The sequence below is a fragment of the Flavobacterium aeripolare genome (assembly GCF_013294025.1).
Classification (GTDB): domain Bacteria; phylum Bacteroidota; class Bacteroidia; order Flavobacteriales; family Flavobacteriaceae; genus Flavobacterium.
Genome location: NZ_JABSNL010000002.1, coordinates 174,063 through 196,890, shown reverse-complemented (window position 1 = coordinate 196,890; position 22,828 = coordinate 174,063). Strand labels below are relative to the sequence as shown.

Below are 22,828 nucleotides of genomic sequence, written 5' to 3'. Positions count from 1 at the left end.
GGACTTTTTTATTATGAAAAAAATCTTCAAAACAATTTTTACAAAGTCTATTGGTCTTTACATCAACATCCTTAGTTATGTAAATCCTGCAAAAGCCATCAAACTCGCTTACTCCCTATTTAGTGAACCACGAGAGGGTCGATTAGACAAAAAAGCGCTTCCTACAATTTTACAAGAAGCTTCCACAGAAACACATTACAATAACGACGACTACTTTCAAAGTTATACCTGGAAAGGAAACAACACCGTAATACTATTAGTTCACGGATGGGAAAGTAATGCTTCACGCTGGGAAAATATAATTCCGTATTTAAAAAAATCAGGAAGTACTATTATTGCATTAGATGGTCCCGCTCACGGATTATCCAGCGGAAAAGAATTTAATATTCCTCAGTATGCAACTTTTATTGACCAGATCGCACAACAATATAAGCCCACTTATTTACTTGGACATTCTCTAGGTGCTAAAACCTGTTTGTACTACCAAGCCAAATATCAGAATTCGGATATAAAAAAAATGGTGATATTAGGTTCTCCTAGCGACTTTAAGGTTATTCTAAACAATTACATTGCCATGCTTAGCCTAAACAATACCATTTATAAGGGCCTCAAAAACCACTATCTCAATCATTTCAATCTTAATATAAATCAATTTTCTGGTACGCTGTTTGCTTCACAAATCGCCACCACGGGTTTGATCGCACACGATATTGATGACAACGTTGTCTTATTTGCAGAAGCAACAAAAATAGCTTCAACCTGGAAAAATGCCGTATTAATAGAAACAAATGGTCTTGGACACAGCATGCATGACGCGACTTTATATAACAAAGTATATCAATTTTTATTTGAATCGAAATAAAATACAGCTCAACACCCTTACAATTTTCAACAAGCACTAAATAAATATTCGAGCGAGTAAACGATTTAACAATTTAGTACTACTTTTGTGCTATGGAAGAAAATCTAAAACGACTAAACAAATTTATTGGAGAAACTGGTTTTTGTTCTCGCCGAGAAGCCGATAAAATCATCGAGCAAGGTCGAGTTACAATAAACGGTGTCGTTCCAGAATTAGGGACCAAGGTATCTATGCACGATGAAGTGCGTATCGATGGTAAACTAATTAGAGAAAATAGAGAAAAATCTGTTTATCTCGCTTTCTATAAACCTATTGGGATTGAATGTACTACTAATTTAGATGTACAAAACAATATTGTTGATTACATAAATTACCCAAAGCGCATCTTCCCTATTGGTCGATTAGATAAAGCTAGTGAAGGATTGATATTTATGACCAATGATGGAGATATCGTAAATAAAATTTTGCGCGCCAGAAACAATCATGAAAAAGAATATACTGTTACCGTAGACCGTCCAATTACAGATCGTTTTATTGAAAGAATGGGAAATGGCGTACCTATATTAGATACGATTACCCGTAAGTGTAAAGTTGAACAAATTAGCAAATACACTTTCAAAATTATTTTAACACAAGGATTGAATCGCCAGATTCGTAGAATGACTGAATATTTAGGATACGAAGTAACTGCTTTAAAAAGAATTCGTATCATTAATATTTCACTTGACGTACCAGTAGGTCGTTACCGCGATCTTACTGATGCAGAGATTAAAGAGCTCAACGAACTTATAGAACCTTCAAGTAAAACAGAAGAAGCTAGCTTACCTAAAACAGAAGCCCCTAAAAGAAGAACTGAATTCATCAAGAGAGATGATCCTCGATTTAAAGATCGTAATGACTACTAAAATTTACAAAAAACTAAATGCTCCAAATTACACTTTTAATTTGGAGCATTTTTTTTAACCATATTCACACCTAAATAAATAGTAAACGTTAGCTGATATTTATCATTTTTCAACGTTACTAATTTGATCATATTTGTATCTAATTTATTTTAAAATTTACATTTTATGACAGCAAATAAATCAACACACACATTCCATATACCTGTAATGGGGCTAGCATACACAATTGACAGCCCTATTAGAGTAGCACACTACGGGATCTCATCAGTGATTTCAATAATCGACGATGATTTAATTGAACGAATGCGCAGTTTTTACAGTAAAAAGTGTGCTATCCCCTATCAAGAAATCACTCAAAAAGCAGTCGATCATCGTGCAGAACGCATTAGCACTTACCTCAATTTAGTGAACACAATTGTAAAGGATAAGTTTGAAAATTTTAAAGATGAACTAGCAGAAAGCAAGCAAAATTTAGCCAACTATATCGCCATGCTGCCTAATAAATCTGAAATTAAGCAAGGACTACTTTCGATAATGGATGAAGGTAAGGAAACAGTTAGGCAATACCTAGAGTCCCATTTATCTCCGGGAGCAATTGACGTAAATATTATGACAAAAGTTGATAAGGATAATTTTGTAAAGAATGAACAACTACCAACAACTTTTAACGACGCTCATGCTTCTCTTCGTGGTTTTGCAAATAGCAGCTTAAATTCTTCGGTTGTTTTATCTGCTGGGATGAACCCTAGACTTTATAGTTATTTTGAAAATTATGAGGCCTTTTATCCCGATGAAAATAATTATCTAAGCAAGAAAATTACTTTAAAAGTGAGTGACTTTAGATCGGCTATGATACAAGGGAATTTCTTAGCTAAAAAAGGATTATGGGTTTCTGAATATCGAATAGAATCTGGCTTAAATTGTGGCGGACATGCCTTTGCTACAGAAGGTCACTTATTAGGCCCTATATTAGAAGAATTCAAAGAAAAGAAAGCGCAACTTATACAATCTGCGCATGATTTAATGGTTAAAGCGCTAACGATTAAAGAAAAACATGTTCCCGTAAACCCATTAGAATTAAAGATTACCGTGCAGGGAGGCGTGGGAACAGCAGAAGAGCATGATTTTTTATTAAACCATTTTCAAGTAGATTCAGTAGGATGGGGAAGTCCGTTTTTATTAGTTCCCGAGGCAACTTCTGTCGATGCACACACACGCGAACTATTGGCTAAAGCCAAAGAAGAAGACTTGTACTTAAGTCCCATATCACCACTAGGAATTCCGTTTAACACCTTAAAAGGAACAACTAATGAAGCCCTGAAACAAAAACGCATACTAGAAAATAAAGCAGGAAGCTCTTGCCCAAAAAGATTTTTGGCGTTAAGCAAAGAACTAGGTCCAGAAGGAATATGTACTGCCTCTAAGAAATATCAAGATGTAAAACTTAAAGAATTAGAAGCTACAAAAAAGACCTTATCTGCTACAATGTATGAAAATGCTAAAAATAAAATAACCGATAAATCTTGCCTTTGTGTTGGTTTAGCCAATGCATCTTATCTAGAAAATGATATGCAAATAAAAGGGCAAGCTCAAGGAGTAGTGATCTGCCCAGGACCAAATATGGCGTACTTTGATCAAGAAGTATCCTTGTCAAAAATGACACAGCACATCTACGGAAACGATTCGGTATTAACAAATACTAACCGACCAAATATGTTCATAAAAGAACTAAAGATGTATGTGGATTATTTACAAAACGAAATCAACACTGTTTCAGAAACACTTACTAGTGGACAACTTAAAAAGTGGCATGCATTTAAAAATAATCTATTAGTGGGAATTGACTATTATAAAGAGTTATTCAACGGAAATTATTTTTCGAAAGTAGAAAATCAAAAAGCGCAAAAAGCAATGGAAATAGTAAAGCAAGAGCTACTGCAACTTGCTATACCAGAACTAGAATTGGTTTAAAAACAAAAGCGACTTGTCTAAATAACAAGTCGCTTTACAACTTCTTATCATAATTAAACTTAAATTAGTTCCAGTTAACTAAATTAAAATCAATCAAAACTTTCTATGAAGCCAATTACTAAAAACCAACATACTAAGATTGCTTTTTTCTCGACACAGCCTTACGACAAGACTTTTTTCGAAAAATATAATTCTAATTTTAACTTTGCACTTACATTTTTAGAACCGCAATTAAATAGTAAAACGGTTGCTTTACTTCAGGACGAAACCATCATTTGCGTTTTTGTAAATGACATTGTAGATGCGGCAGTTATCGCACAACTAGCTCAGAAGAAAGTGAAGATAATAGCACTTCGTTGTGCAGGATTTAATAATGTAGATTTAGAAGCTGCTAAGAAGTTCGGAATTCATGTTTGTCGTGTTCCCTCCTATTCTCCAGAGGCCGTTGCTGAACATGCCATGGCAATGATTTTAACGTTAAATAGAAAAACACACAAAGCTTATAATAGAGTTCGAGAGCAAAATTTTTCACTGAACGGTTTATTAGGTTTTGACCTGCACGGGAAAACCATTGGTATAATTGGAACAGGAAATATAGGTAAGGCATTCGCCAAAATAGTAAAAGGGTTTGGCTGTACTATTTTAGCTTACGACATTACTACAGATCCTGAGATGCAGAAAGAAGCTGTCGTATTCACTGATTTAAATACTATTTTTAAGCAAGCAGATATCCTTTCACTACATTGCCCTTTGAACGAGCAAACCAGACACTTAATCAATAAAGAAGCGCTTTCGATCATGAAAAATAACGTAATGATTATCAATACTAGTCGTGGTGCTTTAATCAACACATTAGACATTATTACAGCTTTGAAAGAGGGGAAAGTGGGCTATTTAGGTATTGATGTTTACGAACAAGAAGAAAAACTGTTCTTTAAAGATCTGTCTGATGATATTATTCAAGATGACGAAATTCAGCGCTTGATGAGTTTTCCTAATGTTCTCGTGACGGCGCATCAAGCTTTTTTTACAAATGAGGCTTTAACACAAATTGCATTGACTACTTTAAGTAATATTGAATCATTATTGTCAAAAGATAATATCGATAATAAATTGGCGCTTTTAGCATAAAACTAGAAAAGGAGCTTCATCAAGAAGCTCCTTTTTCAAATATATAATTTAGTATAAAGAATTATCCTTTCAATCTACAAGCTTTTACGTCACCTTCAACAACAACTTCTGTCATACCTAAAGCGGATAGATTTTTCATGGCTTTGTCCCATTTTTTACCGCTTAATTCTGATTTAATTTTCAGTAAACCAAATTCCATTTGGTTTTCATTCGCTTGTAAAATAGCAACAATTGTTTTCTCGTCTGCTTCAAGCTCAACAGTAATTTGTTTTTTCTCCGGTCTCATTTGTGGGAAAAACAATACTTCTTGAATTGATGCATTATTGGTTAAGAACATCATTAAACGATCCATTCCTATTCCTAATCCAGAGGTAGGTGGCATTCCGTATTCTAATGCTCTCAAGAAATCTTCATCAATAATTCCAGTTGCTTCATCATCTCCTTTTTCAGCTAAACGCATTTGGTCTTCAAAACGCGCTCTTTGATCAATTGGGTCATTTAATTCAGAATATGCATTGGCAACCTCTTTACCACAAACCATTAATTCAAAACGCTCTGTTAACTCCGGATTGTCACGGTGCTCTTTACAAAGTGGCGACATTTCCTTAGGATAATCAGTAATAAATGTTGGCTGAATGTAATTTCCTTCACATTTTGCTCCAAAAATCTCATCAATCAATTTTCCTTTACCCATTGTAGCATCTACTTCGATACCCATTCCTTTTGCAGCATCAAACAATTCTGCTTCTGTTTTACCAGAGATATCAAATCCTGTAAAATGCTTGATAGAATCAGTCATTGTTACACGAGCATAAGGAGCTTTAAAGTTGATTTTGTTCTCACCAAAAACTGCTTCACTAGTCCCATTAACGCTCACAGCGCAATGTTCTAATAAATTCTCAGTGAATTCCATCATCCAGTTGTAGTCTTTGTAGGCTACATATATTTCCATGGCAGTAAACTCAGGATTGTGCGTTCTATCCATTCCTTCATTTCTGAAGTTTTTAGAGAACTCATACACTCCATCAAAACCACCTACAATTAATCTTTTTAAGTACAACTCATTAGCGATACGCATGTACAAAGGCATATCAAGTGAGTTATGGTGAGTAATAAACGGTCTTGCCGCAGCACCACCAGGAATTGATTGTAAAACCGGAGTTTCAACTTCTAGATATCCTGCATCATTAAAGAAACCACGCATGGCGTTGAACAATTTTGTTCTCTTAATAAAGGTCTCCTTTACGTTTTGGTTTACCGTCAAATCTACATAACGCATTCTGTAACGCAATTCAGCGTCATTAAAAGCATCATGCACTTTTCCGTCTTCATCTACCTTTGGTAATGGCAACGGACGTAATGTTTTACTTAAAAAAGTAAATTGGTCTACACGTATGCATTGCGCACCAACTTTTGTAGTAAATAATTCCCCTTCGATACCTATAAAATCACCTAAATCGGTTAATTTTTTAAATACTTGGTTGTACAACGTTTTATCATCACCTTCACAAAGCACATCACGATTCACATACAATTGAATGCGGCCTTCGCTATCTTGAAGCTCAGCAAAACAAGCTTTTCCTTGATCACGCACACTCATCAAACGTCCGGCTACAATAACCTTCTTACCTTCTTCAAAGCTTTCCTTCACTTGCTTCGAAGTATGATTCACAGGGAAAAGATTTGCTGGATAAGGGTTGATACCCAAATTACGTAAGGACTGTAGTTTTTCTCTACGGATAATTTCTTGTTCTGATAGTGCCATTTTACTCTAATTTTAAGAGCGCAAAGATAGTCTTTATGTGTTAAAGTTGCAAAGTGAACAAATGCTAAAAATCATACATCATTAAAGTAAATTTCTGGAGCAGTACTTTTTCGAAAATAAACAACGCTCCTCCCGCTTTCCGTTTTATCCACGCCAATAAAAGGCGCGGGATACCACTTACAATCGGGGCTATTTTAGCACAAGAATTTTTCACAAGAATATATAGCCAAAAAAAGAAATTAGAATATAAAAGTCATGTATATTTAGACCATATAAAATCAATGATTCTAACATGAAAAAATATTTTCTTCTACTAGTTGCGCTTCCATTATTAATCAGTTGCGAAGTCACAGAGACAGTACATATTAATGATGATTACTCCGGAACAGTAGTATTTGACAGTCATAGAAACGAAAATAGTTACCTGCAAATCGCAGGAGAAAATTACACTAAGGAGACAGCGGAGCAAGACACGACTTATGTATTCAAGGACTATATAACCAAGTACAATACTAATTTTGTAAAATATACCGAAACAGAAAAAGCACTCTTTAATAGATTTAAAGAGGTGACAGTTCATCTTAAAAAAAGTGCTTTTGAAAAGGAGTTTCGCACAACCATATCTCAAGAATTTCAAAAGGTAGAAGATGTAGCCGATCTCTCTAAAACCGAAAATTACGTAAGCGACATCGTGCACAATTACGCATTAACAGCCGAAGAACATTATTATACTATACAATACACATTACAGAACAAGCAGTTTAATAGAATAGTTACCATCACAAATGATACTATTTTAAAGAAAGAAAAAGAAAAGCTATCGTCTTACAATAAAATTTACGACTTAAAATTGATGCAGTCCTATATACTGGAATATCATTTTCCAACTAAAATCAAATCAGTATCAAATAGCAGCGCGGTAATTAGTGACGATAAAAAATCCTTAAAATTACAATTCGCCATTTTAGACTTTCTAAAAGATCCTCTTAGTACAAACTTAACAGTAACCTTAGAGTAATCACCAGCAAACAGTACCTTCTTTATAAAGTAGAGTTTGTATCTTTGCAATAAAAAAAGATGAAGAAACTTTTACTACTGTTACTGTCAATTTTTGTTTTTACAAGTTGTACCATAAAGGAAAAAATGGTTATAAATGAAGATGGCTCAGGTACATTTTCATATGGTTTTGACGTATCGGCTCTCATGAAAATGGGAAAATCAACCGACTCGACAAAAGTGCCAAAAGTAATGGATTCTGTTTTTACTTTTAAAGAGCTTATGCTACCTCTCAAGGATAGCATTTCTAAATTATCTGAAATCGAACAAGCACAGTATAAAATGCTTGAACGTTTTAGAGTTAAAATGAAAATTAACGAAATAGAAAAGGAATTTAGCTATGATATGGAATTTGACTTTCCAGCAGTAGATAGTATGGCTAATATGGTATCACCCACAAAAGCAGCGTCACTCTTATCGCTCACCGATAAAAAAATTGCTAGCAACAAAATGAAACCTTCAAAGGAAAAAAATTCCAGCAATACAAGTTTTAGTTATGACGGCAATTTTTTCACAAAGACGGTTAGCTTAACAAAAGACCAACAAAAGAAACTTGACAAAGAGAAATCAAAGACAAAAGTTAAGAAGGAAGAGGAACCAGAGGATGAATTTTCTAAGAAGTTGGGAGATTTTTTAAAAGAATGCAAGTATTCGATAGCGTATCATTTCCCAAAAAGAATCAAGTCAGTATCCATCCCAGACGTTATAATAGCAGCAGATAGAAAGAGCTTTACAAAAGATATCGCTATGGAAAATCTATCAGAAAATATGGATTTAAGTTTTAAAGTAGAATTTGAATAAAATGAACAAAAAAATACAGCTTCAGGATCTTGCAAACAAAGATTACCAAGCAACTTGGGAATACCAAGAAGAACTATTTAAAGGTATCGTAGATATCAAAATTAGAAATCGTAGAGAAGAATTAGAATTAGAAACTCCTAATTACTTTTTATTTGTAGAACACCCTCATGTTTACACCTTGGGCAAAAGTGGAGACTTGAGCAACCTACTTCTATCTGAGAAACAACTCGCAGATAAAGGAGCTACCTTCTATAAAATAAATCGTGGAGGTGACATCACCTATCACGGACCAGGACAAATTGTAGGCTATCCTATTATAGATTTAGAAAACTTCTTTACAGACATTCATAAATACCTTCGCTTTCTAGAAGAAGCGATTATTTTAACGTTACAAGAATACGGTTTAGAATGTGGTCGTAGCGAAGGAGAAACTGGTGTATGGTTAGGCGTAGGAACGCCATTTGCTAGAAAAATTTGCGCTATGGGTGTACGAGCATCTCGCTGGGTTACTATGCATGGCTTTGCATTAAACGTAAATGCTGATCTAGGTTATTTTGACAACATCATTCCTTGCGGAATTAGAGGAAAAGCGGTGACCTCTTTAAATGTAGAATTAGGAATTGACCGTGTAGATGAGCAAGATATAAAATCAAAAATACTAAAGCACTTTTCGCAATTGTTTGAAAGTGAATTCATATAAGGTAACAACAAACTAATACTTACCTAGTACCACCGCAATTCTTAGGCTAAAACGAAAACGTTTTAGCCTATTTTTTTTACATATTTCAAACTTTTTTATCTTTTAGCACAACTAACATTTTTAAAATTAAAAATTATTAACCACACTATTATTAAAACATTTTATCCGTTAAAAAACATCTAATTATTCAATAAATTAAGAATTTTAGGCCTAAGATCAAATAGCAACCTAAGCCAAGAAAGACAACAGTTAATTTACTTAACCTTAACATAAAGTTAACAATAAAAGCTTGTTAAGCCTTGTCATTATTGAGATTTTGATGAAAATGAAATTTAATAATAAATCGATTTTAATGTAATAATTTAGATAAAAAATTCTTTTTTAACCTTTTTAACTATTTATTTATTAGCGAATGTTAAACTTTGTTTTTAATCGCGTGCAACCACTCGATATTTAAGCTTTTATTATGAGTTTTGTATAAATAATTAATTCAAAAATTCAAATAATGAGATTAAAATTCAAATGGATTTATGCGCTAGTAATGGCGATGTCTATTCAGTTTGCTTTTGCACAAGAGCAAACGATTAAGGGTGTTGTTTCGGATGCAATGGGTTCTATACCCGGAGTTAATGTAAACGTAAAAGGAACAAAGAATAGTACTCAGACAAATTTTGATGGAGAATATACTATCAAAGCAAAAACGGGTGATGTTCTTGTGTTTACCTTTGTAGGTATGCAAAATGCTACTGCAACTGTTGGTACCACTTCTAAAATCAATGTTACGATGAAGGAAGAAGGAAAGCAATTAGAAGAAGTAGTGATTTTAGGATACGTCTCTAAAGGTAAAAACGAAGTAACAGGAAGTGTGAAACAAATATCTGGAGATATCTTAAAAGGAGTTCCAGTAGTTTCTGTAGATCAAGCTTTACAAGGTAAGGTTGCTGGTTTACAAATTTCGCAATCATCTGGAACACCGGGATCTGTACAAGATATCCGTATTAGAGGTGTGGGTTCTGTATCTGCAAGTAACCAACCTTTATATGTGATTGATGGTGTACCCGTTATTAACGATGCTTTTGCAGCTAGTGATAACGTATCTACATTATCTCCGCTTGCGTCTATCGCGAGTAGCGATATTGAAAGCATGACAGTACTTAAAGATGCTTCTGCAACTTCAGCATATGGAGCTAGAGGATCTAATGGTGTAATCATTATTACAACTAAAAAAGGAAAATCAGGAAAAACAGTATTCAACTTGAATACGTCTATTGGTTTCCAAAACAATGCCGTTAAAGGGCAAACTCCTTTAACAGGAGAACAAAGAAAAGAACTATATCTTGACGCTGTATACAATACTTATGGTGCAGATAACAGTTTTACAAGAGCAAATGCTGAAACATTTTTATTAGGTACTGCTCAAGGATTAAATATTGACAATAACTTTGCTGGATTACAGTATTGGGATGGTAAAGAAGGAAACTGGCCTGAATTGTTACAAAACAAAGACGCTATTTTAAGATCTTACGATATCTCTGCTAGTGGTGGTGACGAAAAATCAACTTTCAACGTGTCGTTAGGATACAACAAGACAGAAGGTACCGTAATTGGATCAGAGTTTAGACGTCTTACAGCTAAGATTGGTATGTCAAGAAAATTAACTGAAAACGTGAAATTTTCGACAAATAATAGTTTTGCAGACTCAAAACAAAATGGTGTACTTGAAGGTGGTGGATTCTTTTCTAACCCACATTTAGCGCGCTATTTTATGACTCCATGGGCTAACCCATACAATGCTGATGGTTCATTAAACATTACCGATATTCAAGACTATACAGGGGTGCCAAATACACTGTATGTTGTGAAAAACAATTTAATCGAAAATGATCTAGCTAGAATTATCTCTAACAATACATTAGAATGGAGAATTTCAGATAGATTTAAATACAAGTCAGTTTTTGGAATTGATTACAACTTAGCAACATTTCACCAATATGATAATCCAATTCATGGTGATGGAGCAAACGTAAATGGTGATGCACAACAAACGGTATCTCGTAACTTAAATTTAGTAGCTCAAAACTCTTTGAACTATAACTATAGATATAAATTACATAGTTTTGACGCAACGGCATTATTCGAATACCAAAAAAATACCTTTAGTCAATTAGGCGCTTACGGAGAAAATTTTGCTTCGGAAGGGTTACAATATGTTGACAACGTGGTTAGAAACATTAGTGTAAACGGAAGCTATGACGACTGGTTAAACGTTTCTTACTTAGCGTTACTTAACTACAACTACAACGGTAAATATGTACTTGACTTTACCTATAGAAAAGAGGGATCTTCTCGTTTTGCTCCAGGAAAACGTTTTGGTGATTTCTGGTCTGTTGGTACTGCTTGGAACATCAACAAAGAGGAGTTCATGAATGACGGAATCTTTAGCGAATTAAAACTAAGAGGTTCTGTAGGTTCTTCTGGAAACAACGCTATTGACTTGAATCAATACCAAACATTGCTTGCATACAATACAAATTATGCTGGAGACCCTACGATCTATCCTTCTACATACGGTAACTTAGACTTACAGTGGGAGAAAAACAGAACAATCGATTTAGGAGTTGATTTTGCTATATTAAACAACCGTATTTCTGGTAGTTTAGGTGTATACAATAAAAAAACATCTGACTTATTGCAAGACGTTCCTTTATCTAGAACAAGTGGTTTTACAACAGTATCTTCTAATGTAGGTGAAATCGTGAACAAAGGAGTTGAAGCTGATTTAACTTTCAACGTGATTCAATCTAAAAACTTCAATTGGAACGTATCTACAAACTATGCTTTCAATGACAACGAAGTAACTAAACTTGCAAAAGATCCAGCCGGAAACGATATTAATATCGCTACAGGAACAAAAATCACTAAAGTAGGTGAAGCTGTTGGAACTTGGAATATGAGAAAATGGGCTGGTGTAGATTCAGCAAACGGTAACCCACTATGGTTTGTAAATGGTAAAGATGGCGCAACTACAAGCAACTATAACGAGGCTCAAATTGCTATTCAAGGTAAATCATTACCTACTTACACAGGTGGAGTTAGTACGCATTTAGATTTCAAAGGAGTGTTTTTTGACGCAAGTGTATACTTTGCAGGTGGAAACAAAGTTTTTGAAGACTGGGCTTCTTACACACAAAGTTCTGGAACAAGAACTACAGTAAACTACAATGGAGTTGAAGCTTTATTAAACAGATGGCAAAATCCTGGAGACATCACTGATGTTCCTAAAATGGATCTAACATCTACAGGAAATAACTCTGCTGCTACTTCTACACGTTTTTTATATGACGGAGATTATATCAGAATTAAAGATTTAACTCTTGGTTACTCTTTCAACAAAGAGGTATTAGAAAAAATTAGTTTAGATGGATTAACATTATCTGTAAGAGGAACTAACTTATTCACTTTTGTTAAAGATGGTCGTCTTAAATATGACCCAGAGGTAAGAGCTGACGGTTTTACTCGTTTGTCTACTCCTCCTGTTAAATCAGTAACTTTTGCAATGAACTTTAAATTTTAAGAAATGAAAATAATAACAAAAAGCATATTAGCATTGTCCCTACTGCTTACAGTAGCTTCATGCGATGATTCAGATTTAGACCCAACATTGACAGTTAATAAAGAGGTAACAACAATTAAATCTGCTAACGACTTGAGATTAGTACTTTCTGGAGCTTACAATAGAATGACTAGTGAGTTTTACTATGGTCGTGACATGTTAGTCTTTGGTGACGTACGCTCTGACAATGCCTTTTCAACTGGAAACTCTGGACGTTTTGTAACTCCAGGATCTATGGATATGGTAAACTCTGACGGCTACGCTAGAGATACTTTTACTCAAATATATGCCGTAGTATCAAGTACTAATCTTGTAATTAACACAACTATTACAGGAGCAAATGCGGAGGAAACTGCTCAAATCAACTATTACAAAGGGCAAGCTTTGATGTTAAGAGCTTTAGCTCATTATGATTTACTTCGCTTATATGGTCAGCAAAACGTAAACGGTGGCGGATTATCTGCTGATGGTGTTGCGTACATTACTGAGTTTAAAAGCGCTAATTTAAGTCCGGCTAGAAATACAGTAGGAGAAGTTAAAAACTTCATCTATGCTGATTTAGACAAAGCCTTAACTTTGATGGATGCAGAATTAGACGATTCTACAGAAACGGTGACAACACCAGCTGTAAATGGTCTTAAAGCGAGAGTAGCATTGTATTTTGAGGATTGGGCAATTGGTAAACAAGCATCAAGCGATGCAATGAAGCAAGCAACAATAAACGGTAAACGTATTGCACAAGCTAGTGAGTTTGTAAATACCTACACTATCCCTAAGCCTATCAACACTATTTTTGAATTGGCATTTAGAGATAACGATAACAATTCTATCGATGGGTTGTACAACATCTACGCATCAACTACTTATGGAGACATTGTTGTTTTAGACAACTTCAAGAATCTTTTCAGTAAAACTGACGTTAGAGGAACTACGGCAATGTTAGCTATTGATGGCAAAAACAGATTAAGAAACGTGGGTAAATTTATCGCCTTTGAATCAAATGTTCCTTTAATTCGTTTTGAAGAAATGGTATTAGTTAATGCTGAAGCTTCTTTCATGATTAACAATGCAGATGCAACCGTTCTAACTTCGATCAACTCAATTGCTACTAATAGAGGTGCTGCTGCTTACACTACAGTGACTCGTAATGACATTTTAAATGAGCGTCGCAAAGAGTTAGCTTTTGAAGGGTTTAGATTTGATGATATCGCTAGAACAAAGCAAAACATGCCTATTGTTGATGCGTTAAAGCAAACCTATGATGACAAAGGGGCAATCCTTTTTGGTAGCTATAAATATGCTTTCCCTATTCCATTAGTGGAAACTAATGCTAATGCAAACACAAAACAAAATGCAGGGTACTAATTTAAAAAAGTAGTTTCTGTTTTAAATAAAAGAGAGGATATAGCAATATATCCTCTCTTTTATTTTGTATTAATTTTTATTTTTTATTTTTCGAAAACAAAGCAAAAGTTCCACCTTTTAAAACCATCTTCTTCTTTTAAAAAGAAACACACCCACAGCAGATAACAAAATCGAAATCAACACCAGTATCCACAAACCCATAGGATTGTCTTGTAAAGCATTAGGAACGTTCATACCGTAAAAACTAGCGATCACTGTAGGAATCATGAGTATGATCGAAATCGACGTCATCTGCTTCATTATGGTATTCATATTATTAGATATCACAGACGCATAAGCATCCATGGTTCCTGTCAAAATATCACTATAAATATTAGTAGTTTCTTGTGCTTGTCGCAATTCGATTTCGACATCTTCTAATAAATCAGAATCGTACGTTTCTCTCTGTGATTTTATATTTTTTATGCGGTGCAATAAAATATCATTCCCTTTTAAAGAAGTCATAAAAAATACCAAGCATTTCTCAATTTGCAGTAAAGCTTGTAACTCTTGATTTTTTATGGATTTCTCTAAGTTGTCTTCGGCTAGCCTAATCTTCTGATTGACTAGTTTTAAATATTTCAAGTACCAGACGCTAGAGGATAATAAAAGACGTAGAACCAAATCAAAATTATCTTTTAAATCAATGTTTTTTCTCTTAGTATAAGCGACAAAGTCAGTGAGCATTTCCGTTTTATAAAAGCTAATTGTCACGCATACCTCTCCTTTAAAAACCACGCCTACTGGAATGGTATGAAAAGGTAATTTTATATCATTACTTTTCACTGGTATACGCATAATAATAAGCGTCCAGCCGTTTTCGACCTCAATACGTGGTCTTTCGTCTATGTCTTCAATATCGTTGTAAAAAGCTTCTGGAATTTGTAGTTCTTCCAGTAAATATCGTTTTTCATCAGGAGATGGACACTCAATATTTATCCAGCTGTTAGGAAACCATTCAGCCACCTCAATTAATCCATTGTTGTTTTTGTAAAAAGCTCTCATTTCAAAATTCTATAGTATTAGTATAGCCTCTTGAAATTGATCAAGGGCCACATTTAGTTAAACATTTTCGAATAATAATCGTCCATTAGGTAAGTCTCTTTTTTAAGTGGCACAAAAGTATTGTTTATTTCTAAGGCCAACTCTGTACTGTTGGTTTTTTATGTTTTATTTAATACCAAAAAAAAACCTACTCGTTAGAGTAGGTTTAGATAGTTCTTATAATTTAGCCATTTTCATTTCTCTAGCTAATAAAGTATTTTTCATTAACATCGCAATAGTCATTGGACCAACACCTCCAGGAACTGGTGTGATAAAACTCGCTTTTTTACTTACATTTTCAAAGTCAACATCACCAGTAATAACATATCCTTTTGCATTTGTATCATCACTTACACGTGTAATACCCACATCAATTACGACAGCACCATCTTTAACCATTTCTGCTTTAAGATAATTAGGAACCCCTAACGCTGTGATGATGATATCTGCTTGTGTGGTAATTTGAGCAATATTCTTTGTATAACTATGTGTTAATGTCACTGTAGAGTTTCCAGGAAAACCCTTTCTACCCATTAAGATACTCATTGGTCGTCCTACAATATGGCTACGCCCTATAACAACAGTGTGCTTTCCTTGAGTTTCGACACCATAACGTTCTAATAATTCTAAAATCCCAAAAGGTGTTGCAGGAATAAATGTACTCATATCTAAGGCCATTTTCCCAAAGTTCTCTGGGTGAAAACCGTCAACATCTTTGCTTGGATCAACTGCCATCAATACCTTTTGCTCATCAATTTGAACAGGTAATGGCAATTGAACAATGAATCCATCGATATTATCATCTTCGTTTAATTCCTTAATTTTTTTAAGCAATTCCGTTTCTGATGTTGTGCTAGGCATTTTTACTAAAGTAGATTCAAACCCTACTCTTTCGCAGGCCTTCACTTTACTTCCTACGTAAGTTAAACTTGCGCCATCATTCCCCACAATAACTGCGGCAAGATGAGGCACTTTTTCCCCGTTTTTAATCATTTTTTGTACCTCAATAGCAATTTCGCCTTTAATGTCTTCTGCAGTTTTTTTTCCGTCTAGTAGTTGCATTTTTTAATGTAGTTTAAAATTTTAGAAATTTAAAAGTCCTCCCTCATAAGTACCTAAAAATTGTAAAACCGAATAGTAGTTGTTGTAATTTGTAGCAAAAATTTAAGGTTTAAAATTCCGTACAGAATCTTAAACCTTAAAATATTATTTTGGCATTCCTCCAGGCATACCGCCTTTCATTCCGCCCATCATTTTCATTAAATTTTTTCCTCCCGGACCTTGCATCATTTTCATCATTTTGCTCATTTGCTCAAACTGTTTCATCAATTGATTTACTTGCTCAATTTTTGTTCCAGATCCCTTAGCAATTCGCGCTTTTCTTTTCACATCGATCACAGATGGCTTGCTCCTTTCAATTGGAGTCATTGAGTGAATAATCGCTTCTATATGTTTGAAAGCATCATCTTCAATTTCGACATCTTTCATTGCTTTTGAAGCACCTGGTATCATTCCTACCAAGTCTTTCATATTACCCATTTTTTTAACTTGCTGAATTTGTGACAAGAAATCATCAAAACCAAATTCGTTTTTAGCAATCTTCTTTTGGATTTTTCTAGCCTCCTCTTCGTCAAACTGCTCTTGTGCTCTTTCCACTAAAGACACAACATCTCCCATTCCTAGGATACGCTCTGCCATACGCACAGGATAAAAAACATCTAGTGCTTCCATTTTTTCTCCAGTACCTACAAATTTAATTGGTTTGTTAACAACAGTTTTAATAGATAAAGCAGCTCCTCCACGAGTATCACCATCTAACTTAGTCAGTACAACTCCGTCAAAATTCAAGATATCGTTGAACGCTTTTGCTGTATTAACCGCATCTTGTCCTGTCATGGCATCCACAACAAATAAAGTCTCTTGTGGTTGAATTGCTTTATGAACTAATGCAATTTCGTCCATCATTTCTTTATCTACAGCAAGACGTCCTGCAGTATCGACAATAACAACATTGAATCCATTTGCCTTAGCATGCTTAATTGCATTTTGTGCAATTTCAACTGGATTTTTATTCTCAGGCTCTGAGTATACCTCAACACCTATAGAATCTCCTACAACATATAACTGCTGGATTGCCGCTGGACGATAAATATCACAAGCTACCAAAAGTGGTTTCTTAGCTTTCTTAGTTTGCAAGTAGTTTGCTAATTTCCCTGAGAAAGTAGTTTTACCTGATCCTTGTAAACCTGACATCAAGATAACAGTAGGCGTACCAGAAAGATTAATTCCTGCTACATCACCACCCATCAATTCTGTCAATTCATCTTTTACAAGTTTTACTAACAGTTGCCCTGGTTGAAGCGTTGTTAAAACGTCTTGCCCCAATGCTTTTTCTTTTACTTTAGTAGTAAAATCTTTAGCAATTTTAAAGTTAACATCGGCGTCAAGTAACGCACGACGAACCTCTTTTAAAGTGTCAGCTACGTTTACTTCAGTTATTTTTCCGTGCCCTTTTAATATATGAAAGGCTTTATCTAGTTTATCGCTTAAATTATCGAACATGTAATTGTTGTTTTAGGAATTGCAAATATAATATAAAGTTCTGTAGGTACAAAGGCTCAAAGTAGCAAAGAAACAAAGTTTTACTGTGTTTTAAACATTCAATAAAATGAAGCAATCAGATTAATTTTCGATAAAAAAAATACAACTGATCTCAATAAAACAGGAAACAACCAAGCAACAAATCAGGATTTTTTTATTTTAATAGCCATGGGATAGTAACAGCGTTTAAAGTAACATACTATGTCTTCCTTGAAAATAAAAACGCCGATAATTATAAAATTATCGGCGCCTTTAACTATTTGTATGAATCCATTACATTCTCTCAGGAACGTTAATCCCTAATAATTTGAATGAAGCAGCAATAACATCAGCTACTTTCTTAGAAAGTTGTACTCTAAAAATCTTTTTACTAGCCTCCTCTTCTCCTAAAATAGGCACTGCTTGATAGAACGAATTGTACTCACGAACTAAATCATAAGTATAATTAGCTAATAAAGCCGGACTGTGATTGTGCGCAGCGTTCTGAATTACTTCTGGAAATAATTCAATTTGCTTTAACAGTTGCTTCTCTTTATCATGCAATTCAACCATTCCTGAATTTCCTGAGAAATCAAAATTGGCTTTACGAATGATCGATTGAATTCTAGCATAGGTGTACTGAATAAACGGACCTGTATTTCCAGCAAAATCAACTGATTCTTCAGGATTAAAAAGAATACGCTTTTTTGGATCTACTTTCAAAATATAATATTTCAAAGCACCTAGACCAATTGTACTATATAAAGCTAATTTTTCATCATCTGAATAGCTGTCTAACTTTCCTAAATCTTCAGAGATTTTTTGAGCAGTCGTTGTCATTTCGTTCATCAAGTCATCAGCATCAACTACTGTTCCTTCACGACTTTTCATTTTTCCAGATGGTAAATCTACCATTCCATATGATAAATGATTCAAGCTTGAAGCCCAGTCAAATCCCAATTTTTTCAAGATTAAAAACAATACTTTAAAGTGATAATCTTGTTCGTTTCCTACCGTGTATACCATCCCACCTACATCAGGCATGTCTTTTACACGCTGGATCGCTGTACCTATATCTTGCGTCATATAAACTGCAGTCCCATCAGAGCGAAGTACAATCTTGCGATCTAAACCTTCATCAGTCAAGTCAATCCAAACCGAACCATCAGGATCTTTCTCAAAAATTCCTTTTTCAAGACCTATGTTTACAACATCTTTTCCTAGCAGGTAAGTATTGCTTTCGTAGTAATATTTATCAAAATCTACTCCTAAGTTTTTATAAGTAATCGCAAAACCGTCATAAACCCATTGGTTCATTTTTTCCCAAAGCGCTTTTACCTCAGCATCTCCAGCTTCCCATTTTTGCAGCATTTCTTGTGCTTCAAGGATAATTGGCGCTTGCTTTTTAGCCTCTTCTTCCGTTTTACCTTCACTCATTAACTGAGTAATCTCTTCTTTGTAAACTTTATCAAATTTCACATAGTAGTTTCCTACTAGCTTGTCTCCTTTTTGATTAGTAGATTCAGGCGTTTCACCGTTACCAAACTTTTGCCAAGCCAACATCGATTTGCAAATATGAATTCCTCTATCGTTGATGATTTGTGTTTTGTATACTTTTTTACCTGACGCTTTGATTATTTCGGCTACTGAATATCCCAAAAGGTTATTACGCACGTGACCTAAGTGCAAAGGTTTGTTAGTATTAGGTGAAGAATATTCGACCATAATTGCTTTATCCTCTGGATTAGGCGTTACAAAACCGTACTGCTCGTTTGATCTAATTCCGTTGAAGAAATTAAGGTAATAAGCATCTGAAATAACAATGTTTAAAAAGCCCGAAACTACATTGAATCTACTCACCTCATCAAGGTTTTCGACTAAATAATTCCCTATTTTATTTCCTAATTCTACAGGATTACTCTTCACTACTTTTAATAAAGGAAAAATAACCATTGTTATGTCTCCTTCAAATTCTTTCCGAGTAGTTTGAAATTCAACTTTGTCAATGGCAACGTCAAATAAAGCTTTAATTGCTTTCTCAATAGATGGTGTAAGAATTTCTGGTAATGTCATGAATATAATTTTAGAAATGCAAAGATAATTCTAATTAACTAATTTGACCTTAAAAAATCATTTTTAGACTTTAAAATTGTCAAAATAACAGTCATAATCCTGCTCTACTTTCCCTTATTTGGTTTTTCATAAGATTCAAAATAATATTTTTCGAATGTCACTACGCCCAAAGCCAAATTTCATAATGATAAACGTATTAAAAAAAAGCGCTTTTAAATAGCTGCAGAATTCATATAATATAAGTTTTTACCTATAAATTAATTTTGATTGAGAAATAATTCAAAATTTTTTTATTCGAATGACAGCCTTATTTATCAGCACTTTTAAACTAATTATATGATTCAAATTAATTATATAAAACAGTACTATGTATTGCATAATATTATGATTAAAACAATACCTTTGAAAAATCAATCAATCAATCAAAATCAATCAATCATGAAAATCAAACTATTAGTTGTTTGTTTATTCGGAACAATGCTTTCGATGCAAGCTCAGAACTCAGTTAAACCTGAATTCACTGAAAAATCAGGGACAATTACAGGAAAAGTAATTGACAAGAAAACCAGCGAACCCTTGTCATACGTGAATGTAGTTGTCAAAGCAGCCGATAAATTTGTTAATGGCGTTATCACCTCTGAACAAGGGACTTTTGTAATTAAGAATTTGGACTCTAAAGATTATACGGTAGAATTTCAATTCATGGGCTACAAAACAGTACGTAAAGCAATTACAATTACCGCAGAAAAATTAGCTATCAACTTGTCTACAATCGCCATAGAAGAAGATGCTATAGAATTACAAGGCGTCAATATTGTGAGTGAAAAATCGACTATCGTTCAAAAAATTGATCGAAAAATTATCAACGTTGGACAAGATTTGATTTCGACCGGAGCTACTGCTAGCGAAATCATGAACAATGTGCCGTCAGTAAGTATTGATCCGCAAACAAATGCAATTAGTCTAAGAGGAAACTCCAATGTAAAAGTTCTCATTGATGGAAAACCGTCAACGATTGATGCATCTCAAATTTTGCAACAGATTCCGTCAGCTTCAATCAAACAAATTGAGTTGATAACAAATCCTTCGGCAAAATACAATCCTGAAGGAATGAGCGGAATCATCAACATTATCCTGAATAAAAACAGCAAAATAGGATTTAACGGAAGTATTAATAACGGAATCACCTTTGGCTTAACGCCCAAAGTAAATTCTGCTTTCGATCTTAATTATCGCAATGGAAAATTCAACTTTTATGGAAATTATGGATTAAATCACGGGAACCAGAACAATCGAGGTATAATCGACAGTCAAGAAGAAAATAGAGAAAGTACCCAGACATTTAAATTCGATAATTTAAGTACTTCGCATCTGGCAAAAGTGGGTGTCGATTATTACTTAGACGATAACAACACTTTATCGTTCTACACTAATCAGGTTTTCTATAAAGAAAAGGGTAATGGAGCTACTGCTGTCGATTATATCACCAATAACACCAATGTTGACCTGATACAACCATACCAAAATAGCGAGAACAATCAAGGACAAACTTACAATTTTGATTACAAACACAATTTTAAAAAAGAAGGTCACACACTAGAGTTGGAAGCAAACTATGGGGAAGACGGTAGTAGAGAAAATGCCATTTACACTAACTTATTAAGAGACGATCGCCGTTTGATTAACAGCTTTACAAATGATGTTAGTGTATTAAGCAAGAGTACTATAGTTAACTTAGATTATGTGAATCCCCTGACTGAAACTGTAAAATTAGAGTTGGGTTTAGAGTTAAGAGATGAAACGACAAACGATAACTTGTATAGAGATGCAATGTATGGTTCAAACTTTATTTATGATCGCAATATTTATTCAGGATACGCAACTTTAGGAAAACAATGGAAAAAATGGAGCTTTCAGGCTGGAGCGCGTATAGAACAATATGATGTGACGGCTTTGTTCCAACAACTAGCAGAAAATGACGGACAATTTAAAGACGATATTTTAAGCATCTACCCTTCTTCTTTTTTAAATTATAATCCTAGTGAGAACAACTCTTTTAACTTGAGTTTTTCTCGAAGAGTGGACAGACCAAGTATTGACCAAGTGAATCCTATTAGAGAATGGAGTACGGCTACTTTAGACTCAGAAGGGAATCCAAACTTGATTCCGCAATTCACTAATTCATTCGAATTAAATTATACTAGAAAAACAAAAATAGGTTCGATAACCTCAGGTGTTTTCTATCGAAGAATTGAAGATGAAATTACCAGAGTCCTTTTTACTAATATTGAAAACCCAAACAAACAAATTCTTTCTTACGCTAACTTTGACAATAACAATGCTTACGGAATTGAGGTTTCAGGGAACTTAGACTTTAAAAAATGGTGGAGTGCAAATATCAGTGTAGATGCCTACCAGAAAAAAGTAAAAGGAACTATTGAAATCGCTCCTGGAACGTATGCTTTTGAAGCTATTAATGCGACTGCTTTTAATGCTCGAATTAACAACACGTTTAAAATTACCAAAGATTTTAAAGCACAATTATTTGGAATGTACCGTGGGAGAGATCGCAGTATTCAGTTTAATGTTGCCGATATGTGGAAAATGGATATAGGAACTAGTTACAGCATTTTAAAAGGGAACGGAACCATTAGTGCACGTTTTAGCGATGTATTCAATACCATGCAATTTTCCTTTGATAATGACCGCCCTTATAAAGCTCAAGGACAGTTCAACTGGGAAAGTCAAACAGTTTACGTAGGATTCAACTACCGTTTTGGTAGCGGAAAAAATAAAGCAATAGAAAGAAAGCAAAGAGATAGCAACGAAGCACAAAGCGGCAGTGGCTTGTAAAATTAGCTTGCATGAAATTATAAAAAAACCCGAAGCCTTTTACGAGACTTCGGGTTTTTATTTATTTATA

15 protein-coding genes are annotated in these 22,828 nt (G+C 34.3%); 10 read left to right on the top strand and 5 right to left on the bottom strand.

Going from position 1 to position 22,828, the window contains the following annotated elements; all coding sequences use genetic code 11:
- Positions 1–13 precede the first annotated feature (13 nt).
- The 4 genes from HNQ00_RS03130 (at position 14) to HNQ00_RS03115 (ending at position 4,869) form a co-directional block, all read left to right on the top strand.
- Complete coding sequence (locus HNQ00_RS03130; RefSeq protein ID WP_173836880.1) at positions 14–862, top strand: alpha/beta fold hydrolase; 849 nt, start codon at positions 14–16, stop codon at positions 860–862.
- 92 nt (positions 863–954) lie between these two features.
- Positions 955–1,767 carry a 23S rRNA pseudouridine(2604) synthase RluF gene (rluF, locus tag HNQ00_RS03125; RefSeq protein WP_173836879.1) on the top strand — a complete coding sequence of 271 codons (813 nt, stop codon included), beginning with the start codon at positions 955–957 and terminating at the stop codon, positions 1,765–1,767.
- Between the two features lie 165 nt (positions 1,768–1,932).
- On the top strand, positions 1,933–3,738 hold the full coding sequence (locus HNQ00_RS03120) for a hypothetical protein (RefSeq protein WP_173836878.1): 1,806 nt from the start codon (positions 1,933–1,935) through the stop codon (positions 3,736–3,738).
- Between the two features lie 105 nt (positions 3,739–3,843).
- Positions 3,844–4,869, top strand: a complete 1,026-nt coding sequence (locus HNQ00_RS03115) for a 2-hydroxyacid dehydrogenase (protein WP_173836877.1) — start codon at positions 3,844–3,846, stop codon at positions 4,867–4,869.
- Positions 4,870–4,930: 61 nt separating this feature from the next.
- Here the strand turns inward: HNQ00_RS03115 and lysS are convergent, their stop codons facing one another.
- Positions 4,931–6,634: a lysine--tRNA ligase gene (lysS, locus tag HNQ00_RS03110; protein WP_173836876.1), complete on the bottom strand. Its 1,704-nt coding sequence runs from the start codon at positions 6,632–6,634 to the stop codon at positions 4,931–4,933.
- A 292-nt stretch (positions 6,635–6,926) separates the two neighbouring features.
- Here lysS and HNQ00_RS03105 point away from each other — a divergent pair, with 292 nt between their 5' ends.
- The 5 genes from HNQ00_RS03105 (at position 6,927) to HNQ00_RS03085 (ending at position 14,169) form a co-directional block, all read left to right on the top strand.
- Positions 6,927–7,652: a hypothetical protein gene (locus HNQ00_RS03105; protein ID WP_173836875.1), complete on the top strand. Its 726-nt coding sequence runs from the start codon at positions 6,927–6,929 to the stop codon at positions 7,650–7,652.
- A gap of 59 nt (positions 7,653–7,711) precedes the next feature.
- Positions 7,712–8,491: a hypothetical protein gene (locus HNQ00_RS03100; protein WP_173836874.1), complete on the top strand. Its 780-nt coding sequence runs from the start codon at positions 7,712–7,714 to the stop codon at positions 8,489–8,491.
- Position 8,492: 1 nt separating this feature from the next.
- Positions 8,493–9,191 (top strand): lipoyl(octanoyl) transferase LipB, encoded by a 699-nt coding sequence (gene lipB, locus HNQ00_RS03095; protein ID WP_173836873.1) that lies wholly within the window; start codon positions 8,493–8,495, stop codon positions 9,189–9,191.
- A 505-nt stretch (positions 9,192–9,696) separates the two neighbouring features.
- The gene (locus tag HNQ00_RS03090) at positions 9,697–12,765 is read left to right on the top strand and encodes a SusC/RagA family TonB-linked outer membrane protein (protein WP_173836872.1); all 3,069 of its coding nucleotides are present in this window, start codon (positions 9,697–9,699) and stop codon (positions 12,763–12,765) included.
- A gap of 3 nt (positions 12,766–12,768) precedes the next feature.
- Positions 12,769–14,169: a RagB/SusD family nutrient uptake outer membrane protein gene (locus HNQ00_RS03085; protein WP_173836871.1), complete on the top strand. Its 1,401-nt coding sequence runs from the start codon at positions 12,769–12,771 to the stop codon at positions 14,167–14,169.
- Between the two features lie 117 nt (positions 14,170–14,286).
- Here the strand turns inward: HNQ00_RS03085 and HNQ00_RS03080 are convergent, their stop codons facing one another.
- From HNQ00_RS03080 to argS, 4 genes are all read right to left on the bottom strand, one after another.
- Positions 14,287–15,213, bottom strand: coding sequence for a magnesium transporter CorA family protein (locus HNQ00_RS03080; RefSeq protein ID WP_173836870.1), 927 nt, complete (start codon positions 15,211–15,213; stop codon positions 14,287–14,289).
- A gap of 216 nt (positions 15,214–15,429) precedes the next feature.
- Positions 15,430–16,314: a bifunctional 5,10-methylenetetrahydrofolate dehydrogenase/5,10-methenyltetrahydrofolate cyclohydrolase gene (locus HNQ00_RS03075; RefSeq protein WP_173836869.1), complete on the bottom strand. Its 885-nt coding sequence runs from the start codon at positions 16,312–16,314 to the stop codon at positions 15,430–15,432.
- 144 nt (positions 16,315–16,458) lie between these two features.
- On the bottom strand, positions 16,459–17,814 hold the full coding sequence (ffh, locus tag HNQ00_RS03070) for a signal recognition particle protein (protein ID WP_173836868.1): 1,356 nt from the start codon (positions 17,812–17,814) through the stop codon (positions 16,459–16,461).
- Positions 17,815–18,126: 312 nt separating this feature from the next.
- A complete protein-coding gene (argS, locus tag HNQ00_RS03065; protein WP_173836867.1) occupies positions 18,127–19,905 on the bottom strand; it encodes an arginine--tRNA ligase in 1,779 nt (592 codons plus the stop codon).
- A gap of 336 nt (positions 19,906–20,241) precedes the next feature.
- Between argS and HNQ00_RS03060 the strand changes: the two genes are divergently transcribed.
- Complete coding sequence (locus HNQ00_RS03060; RefSeq protein WP_254598429.1) at positions 20,242–22,758, top strand: TonB-dependent receptor; 2,517 nt, start codon at positions 20,242–20,244, stop codon at positions 22,756–22,758.
- The last annotated feature ends 70 nt before the right edge of the window (positions 22,759–22,828 follow it).

Excerpts from the sequence above, each read along its gene's own strand:
- HNQ00_RS03120 (WP_173836878.1), top strand. The coding sequence starts at position 1,933 with ATGACAGCAAATAAATCAACACACACATTCCATATACCTGTAATGGGG.
- HNQ00_RS03090 (WP_173836872.1), top strand. The coding sequence starts at position 9,697 with ATGAGATTAAAATTCAAATGGATTTATGCGCTAGTAATGGCGATGTCT.
- HNQ00_RS03100 (WP_173836874.1), top strand. The coding sequence starts at position 7,712 with ATGAAGAAACTTTTACTACTGTTACTGTCAATTTTTGTTTTTACAAGT.
- lysS (WP_173836876.1), bottom strand. The coding sequence starts at position 6,634 with ATGGCACTATCAGAACAAGAAATTATCCGTAGAGAAAAACTACAGTCC.
- HNQ00_RS03075 (WP_173836869.1), bottom strand. The coding sequence starts at position 16,314 with ATGCAACTACTAGACGGAAAAAAAACTGCAGAAGACATTAAAGGCGAA.
- HNQ00_RS03130 (WP_173836880.1), top strand. The coding sequence starts at position 14 with ATGAAAAAAATCTTCAAAACAATTTTTACAAAGTCTATTGGTCTTTAC.
- HNQ00_RS03085 (WP_173836871.1), top strand. The coding sequence starts at position 12,769 with ATGAAAATAATAACAAAAAGCATATTAGCATTGTCCCTACTGCTTACA.
- HNQ00_RS03115 (WP_173836877.1), top strand. The coding sequence starts at position 3,844 with ATGAAGCCAATTACTAAAAACCAACATACTAAGATTGCTTTTTTCTCG.
- rluF (WP_173836879.1), top strand. The coding sequence starts at position 955 with ATGGAAGAAAATCTAAAACGACTAAACAAATTTATTGGAGAAACTGGT.
- HNQ00_RS03080 (WP_173836870.1), bottom strand. The coding sequence starts at position 15,213 with ATGAGAGCTTTTTACAAAAACAACAATGGATTAATTGAGGTGGCTGAA.
- argS (WP_173836867.1), bottom strand. The coding sequence starts at position 19,905 with ATGACATTACCAGAAATTCTTACACCATCTATTGAGAAAGCAATTAAA.
- HNQ00_RS03060 (WP_254598429.1), top strand. The coding sequence starts at position 20,242 with ATGATTCAAATTAATTATATAAAACAGTACTATGTATTGCATAATATT.
- ffh (WP_173836868.1), bottom strand. The coding sequence starts at position 17,814 with ATGTTCGATAATTTAAGCGATAAACTAGATAAAGCCTTTCATATATTA.
- HNQ00_RS03105 (WP_173836875.1), top strand. The coding sequence starts at position 6,927 with ATGAAAAAATATTTTCTTCTACTAGTTGCGCTTCCATTATTAATCAGT.
- lipB (WP_173836873.1), top strand. The coding sequence starts at position 8,493 with ATGAACAAAAAAATACAGCTTCAGGATCTTGCAAACAAAGATTACCAA.